Here is a 6,000-nt window from a genome sequence, read left to right on the forward strand (position 1 = left end):
GATTCAAAATAGCACTGGTTCCGTTCCAGAAACCAGTGCTATTTTGGGCTATAATGTGGTAGTATATTTGATGTGTAGCGTAATTTTACGCAGAATACTTGTGAAAGAGGGAAACTTGATGGCAAGTCGAATTGATCAAGAACAGGTACAACACGTTGCCTCGTTAGCGAAATTAAGTTTGAACGACGACCAGCTGAAGTACTTTACCACCCAATTAGATGAAATTATTGGGTTATTTGAAACCTTAAACGAAGTCGATACAGAAGGCATTGAACCAACTTCAAGTGTGACCGACCAGATCAACGTCATGCGAGAAGACGTTGCTGATAACTGGGGGCAAAGCCAAGCCTTGCTTAAAAACGCACCTGATGCCGAAAAGGGCTACATTAAAGTGCCAACTATTATTGATGAAAGTGAGGATTAGTAGACCACGATGAAGTATTTCGAAAAAGATTTAACATCACTGCATGATGATTTAGTCGCTAAACGAATCAGTGTGACTGATTTAGTTAAAGCGACCTTTGATAACATTGCCGCTACTGATCCTGAATTGAACGCTTTTTTGACGCTTAACCAAGACGCAGCGTTAAAAAAGGCTGCTGAAATGGATGAAAAAGGCGTTGATGCCGATAATGTCTTAGCTGGTATTCCACTGGCCATTAAGGATAATATCGTGACCAACGGCTTGACCACTACAGCTGCTTCTAAAATGCTGGAGAACTTTGTGCCAGTCTACGATGCAACGGTGGTTAAGCAGTTAAATAAGCAGGGTGTGATCAACGTTGGTAAGACCAACATGGATGAATTTGCCATGGGTGGTTCAACTGAAAACTCAGCTTTTAAGACCACTAAAAATGCTTGGGATTACACCCGAGTGCCAGGTGGTTCGTCAGGTGGTTCGGCTGCTGCTGTGGCCTCTGGTGAAGTCATCGCTGCCTTAGGTTCCGATACTGGTGGTTCGATTCGTCAGCCATCATCATTTAACGGGATCGTTGGGATGAAGCCAACGTACGGCCGAATCTCTCGTTGGGGCTTGATTGCCTTTGCTTCCAGCCTGGATGAAATTGGTCCAATGACCCGTACCGTCAAAGATAACGCCATTCTGTTATCTGCAGTTGCTGGTCATGACGACCACGATATGACCACTTCTACTAAAGAAGTGCCTGACTTTGCAGCTGAACTGAACGATCAGACCAGCGTTAAGGGCATGAAGATCGGTCTGCCTAAGGAATACTTAGGCGAAGGGGTCGACCAAGAAGTTAAGGATGCCATCTTAGCCGCTGCTGACAAGTACCGCGAATTAGGCGCTACGGTCGATGAAGTATCGTTACCGCACAACAAGTACGGTGTTGCCGCTTACTACATTATTGCCAGTTCCGAAGCTTCTTCAAACTTACAACGGTTTGATGGGATTCGTTACGGTCACCGTTCTAAGGATGTTAAAAACTTGGAAGATGTTTACGTTAACTCCCGGACTGAAGGCTTTGGTGATGAAGTTAAGCGTCGGATCATGCTGGGGACGTTCTCCCTTTCTGCTGGTTTCTACGATGCTTACTTCAAGAAGGCCGCTCAAGTACGGACGTTGATCATTAATGATTTCCAAGCCGTCTTAAAAGATCACGACTTTATCATGGGACCAGTTGCGCCAACACCAGCTTTCAAGATTGGCGACGAGATCTCTGATCCAATGACCATGTACATGAACGATGTTTTGACCATTCCCGTTAACCTTGCTGGCTTGCCAGGAATGTCAATCCCTGCTGGATTTGCTAAGGGCATGCCAGTTGGGATGCAATTGATCGGTCGGCCATTTGACGAATCTACGCTTTACAAAGCGGGTTACGTCTTTGAACAAGCGACTGATTTTCACAAACAAACACCTAAGCAAGGGGGCAATAACTAATGAATTTTAAAACAACTATCGGACTTGAAGTCCACGTTGAATTAAAAACCAATTCCAAGATCTTTAGTCCATCGCCCGTTGAATATGGGGACGATCCTAACGCCAATACGAACGTGATCGATTGGGGCTATCCTGGGGTTTTGCCAACCACCAACAAGGGTGTTGTCAAGTCTGGTATCATGGCGGCTTTAGCACTGCATGCTCAAGTTGAACCACACACGCATTTTGACCGGAAGAACTACTTCTATCCTGATAACCCGAAAGCTTACCAAATTACGCAATCTGATAAGCCAATCGCTCATGATGGCTGGATCGAAATTGACGTTGATGGCGAAAAGAAGCGGGTTGGGATCGCCGAAATGCATATTGAAGAAGATGCCGGTAAGAACACCCATGCCCGTGACTTTTCTTACGTTGATTTAAACCGTCAAGGCACACCGCTAATTGAAATCGTATCGAAGCCGGAGATTGCTTCTCCTGATGAAGCTTATGCTTATCTGGAAGCACTGCGTCAACGGATTCAATTTACCGGGATCTCTGATGTGAAGATGGAAGAAGGTTCCATGCGTGTCGATGTCAACATTTCGATTCGGCCTGAAGGTCAAAAAGAATATGGGACTAAGACTGAGCTGAAGAACCTGAACTCCTTTAACTACGTTCGTAAAGGGCTGGCCTTTGAAGAACAGCGGCAGCAGCGTGTGCTGATGTCTGGCGGCCAAATTCAACAGGAAACCCGTCGTTTTGACGAGAATACTGGTGAAACTATTCTGATGCGTGTTAAGGAAGGTTCTGACGATTACCGTTACTTCCCAGAACCTGATCTGCCTGCAATCAATATCAGTGATGACTGGGTCAATGAAATTGGCAGTGAAATGCCCGAAATGCCTGGCAGCCGTCGTGCCCGTTACGTTAAAGAACTTGGGTTAACGGATTACGATGCCATGGTTGTCACCCAAACTAAGGAAATGGCCGACTTCTTTGATGAGACCGTTAAACTTGGTGCGGATCCGAAGTCAGCTTCGAACTACCTTCAAGGCGACGTTAACGCCTTCTTGAACGAACAGCATGCGGACTTACAGGATACTAAACTGACGCCAGCTAACTTAGCCGGCATGATCAATTTGATCACCGATGGCACCATTTCAACCAAGATGGCTAAGAAGGTCTTCAAGGCGATTACACAAGGTAAAGAACCTAAGGCTTTCGTTGAAGAAAAGGGTCTGATTCAGTTATCTGATCCAGCTAAATTGCAGCCAATTATTGATGGTGTCTTGGCTGATAACCAGCAATCAATTGATGACTTCAACAATGGGAAAGACCGGGCAGTTGGTTACCTGGTTGGTCAAATTATGAAGCAGACTCATGGTAAGGCTAACCCTAAAGTGGTTAACCAGCTGTTGATGGCTTCACTTAAAAAATAGATAAACGTGATTTGAATTGGGGAGGAAAGACACTTATGCGGAAACGTGCGCGAGTGATATATAATCCTTCTTCTGGTCGGGAGGCCTTGAAGAAGGATATGATCGATATTTTAGGAGTTTTTGAACAGGCGGGGTATGAAACCAGTGCGTTCGCAACGACCCCGGCTCCTAATTCGGCACGCGATGAGGCCGAACGGGTTGCACGTGAGGGCTTTGAATTAGTCGTTGCTGCCGGTGGCGATGGCACCATTAACGAGGTCGTCAACGGGATTGCCGGCTTAAAGAAACGGCCTAAAATGGCCATTATTCCAGCCGGAACGACTAATGATTATGCTCGGGCACTGCGAATTCCACGGGAAGATCCGTTAGCTGCTGCTAAAGTCGTTTTAAAAAATCAAACCATTAAAATGGACATTGGTATGGCGGGCAAGACCTACTTTGTCAACATTGCCGGTGGCGGTCGTTTGACCGAGTTAACGTATGAGGTGCCCTCTAATTTAAAGACATTATTTGGTTACTTGGCCTACCTAGTCAAAGGCGCGGAACTGTTACCACGGATTCGGCCATTTAAAGTGGATTTGAAGTACGATGGCGATGAATACGTGGGTGAAGCATCCATGTTCTTCTTGGCATTGACCAATTCAGTGGGTGGTTTTGAACAGATCGTCCCTGATGCGTCGTTAAATGATGGCAAATTCACGATGATCATCGTCAAAACCAGTAATTTAGCCGAAATTTTACACCTGCTGACCCTTGTGTTAAATGGTGGTAAGCACATTAACGATCCGCGGATCATTTATCGTAAAGTGCGCAAAGTTGAAGCTAAGCCACGGGGCAATTCCAAGATCATGATCAACTTGGACGGTGAATATGGTGGCGATGCGCCAATGACCTTCGTTAACTTAAAGCAGCACATTGAAACCTATGCTAACCTGGATGATATTCCGGATGCTGCTGTGGAAACTGAAACACCGGAAATTCTGGAAGCTGAGCGGAAGTTCTTAGCAGGGGTTCAAGAACTGCCAGAAGACGAAGAATCAAAGAAATAATTTTTATAGTATGAATTAGGAGGGTTTTGCTGTATGATACGTAAGGCAGCAAAACCTTTCTTTTGGTTAAAACAAGGAGATTTACATGAAAATACAAGCACCAGTAGCAAAAAATGAAACTTATACAGGGACCGTTATGGACCTGACCTATGAAGGTAATGGCGTGGTTAAGATCGACAACTATTCATTGTTTATCACCAACGCTTTACCAGGTGAAAAGATTAAATTTGTCGTGACCAAGGTCGGTAAGTCCTTTGGTTTCGGCCGCGTTTTGGAACATTTAACGACTTCACCAGACCGGGCAAAGATCGATGCTAAGGATCGTAAGCTCGCGCAAGCCGGTATCGCACCGTTGCAACACATGGTGTACCCAGCTCAACTACGGTTCAAGCAGCATCAGATTGAATCACTGTTGGCCAAGAACAAACTGGACCTCAGCGTTTCTGAAACCATTGGGATGGAAACACCCTATCATTACCGCAATAAAGCACAAATTCCAGTGCGGATGGTTAATGGCGAATTGGAAACCGGTTTTTACCGTCAACATTCCCATAACTTGGTACCATTGACTGATTTCTACATTCAAGATCCCCGGATCGATAAAGCCATCGTCATTGTGCGCGATATTTTACGCGGTGAAAACATTCCGGCTTATGATGAACGAACCCATAAGGGAATCATTCGTAACATCATGGTGCGCCAGAGTTATTACGAAAAAGAAATGATGATTGGTTTGATCACCAACAGTCACACCTTGCCACGGGCAAAGGAAATCGTGGCCCAAATTGCGGAAGAATTGCCAGAAGTGACGAGTATCATTCAAAACGTCAACAGCCGGCCAACTAACGTCATTATGGGACCCATCACCAACGTTCTTTATGGCGAACCCGTGATCCATGATTCACTGCTGGGCAACCGGTTTGAAATTTCAGCTAAATCATTCTACCAAGTTAACCCAGTTCAAACTGAAAAACTGTATAAACTGGCTATTGATCGTGCCGGCTTAACCGGTAACGAAACGGTGATCGACGCTTACTGTGGTATCGGGACGATTTCCTTGGCCATGGCGCGTCACGCTAAGGAAGTTTACGGCGTTGAAGTGGTTTCAACCGCGGTTGAGGATGCTAAAAAGAACGCTAAGTTAAATGACTTAACCAACCTGCATTTTGAAACCAACAAGGCTGAATACCAGATGGCCGAATGGCAGAAACAGGGCTTAAAGCCGGATGTCATCGTCGTTGATCCACCACGTAAAGGGTTGGATGAAACGTTGATTGAAAGTGCAGCCGCTATGCAGCCCAAGAAGATCGTTTACGTTAGCTGCAACCCATCGACATTGATTCGTGATGTTCAGCGCTTCATGGACGAAGGTTACCACGTGACTGAACCGATTCAGCCCGTTGACCAATTCCCACAGACACCGCATATCGAATCAGTCACATTACTTGAAAAAGATTAAAATTAGCAAATTAAAGGCACGACTAAGATGACTCTTGGTGGTGCCTTTTTAGGTTCTATCATATCTGTTGTTGGTCATGTCACAAGACATGATCGACAACAGATTTTTCTTTCTGTAATCTATGTATGTTGACACGAAAAAAGGATATCGCCATTGCTTTATCCTTCC

General features: G+C 45.2%; 5 protein-coding genes. All 5 read left to right on the top strand.

The window, feature by feature from the left end:
• Window positions 1-118: 118 nt before the first annotated feature.
• The 5 genes from gatC to rlmD all read left to right on the top strand — a co-directional run bounded on the left by gatC (window position 119) and on the right by rlmD (window position 5,832).
• Window positions 119-424: an Asp-tRNA(Asn)/Glu-tRNA(Gln) amidotransferase subunit GatC gene (gatC, locus tag CES79_RS01785; RefSeq protein WP_054654031.1), complete on the top strand. Its 306-nt coding sequence runs from the start codon at window positions 119-121 to the stop codon at window positions 422-424.
• A gap of 9 nt (window positions 425-433) precedes the next feature.
• Window positions 434-1,903, top strand: coding sequence for an Asp-tRNA(Asn)/Glu-tRNA(Gln) amidotransferase subunit GatA (gatA, locus tag CES79_RS01790; protein ID WP_089136127.1), 1,470 nt, complete (start codon window positions 434-436; stop codon window positions 1,901-1,903).
• Entirely contained in the window at window positions 1,903-3,324 is a 1,422-nt protein-coding gene (gene gatB, locus CES79_RS01795; protein ID WP_054654033.1) for an Asp-tRNA(Asn)/Glu-tRNA(Gln) amidotransferase subunit GatB, read from the top strand. The genes gatA and gatB overlap by 1 nt, the downstream gene beginning before the upstream one ends.
• Window positions 3,325-3,359: 35 nt before the next feature.
• Window positions 3,360-4,373: a diacylglycerol kinase gene (locus CES79_RS01800; protein ID WP_089136128.1), complete on the top strand. Its 1,014-nt coding sequence runs from the start codon at window positions 3,360-3,362 to the stop codon at window positions 4,371-4,373.
• An 85-nt stretch (window positions 4,374-4,458) separates the two neighbouring features.
• Window positions 4,459-5,832 carry a 23S rRNA (uracil(1939)-C(5))-methyltransferase RlmD gene (rlmD, locus tag CES79_RS01805; RefSeq protein WP_089136129.1) on the top strand — a complete coding sequence of 458 codons (1,374 nt, stop codon included), beginning with the start codon at window positions 4,459-4,461 and terminating at the stop codon, window positions 5,830-5,832.
• Window positions 5,833-6,000 lie beyond the last annotated feature (168 nt).

Origin of the sequence: Secundilactobacillus silagei JCM 19001 (genome assembly GCF_002217945.1) — a bacterium.
Classification (GTDB): domain Bacteria; phylum Bacillota; class Bacilli; order Lactobacillales; family Lactobacillaceae; genus Secundilactobacillus; species Secundilactobacillus silagei.

Coding starts and splice junctions, on each gene's coding strand:
- CES79_RS01800 (WP_089136128.1), top strand. CDS start 3,360: ATGCGGAAACGTGCGCGAGTGATATATAATCCTTCTTCTGGTCGGGAG.
- rlmD (WP_089136129.1), top strand. CDS start 4,459: ATGAAAATACAAGCACCAGTAGCAAAAAATGAAACTTATACAGGGACC.
- gatA (WP_089136127.1), top strand. CDS start 434: ATGAAGTATTTCGAAAAAGATTTAACATCACTGCATGATGATTTAGTC.
- gatC (WP_054654031.1), top strand. CDS start 119: ATGGCAAGTCGAATTGATCAAGAACAGGTACAACACGTTGCCTCGTTA.
- gatB (WP_054654033.1), top strand. CDS start 1,903: ATGAATTTTAAAACAACTATCGGACTTGAAGTCCACGTTGAATTAAAA.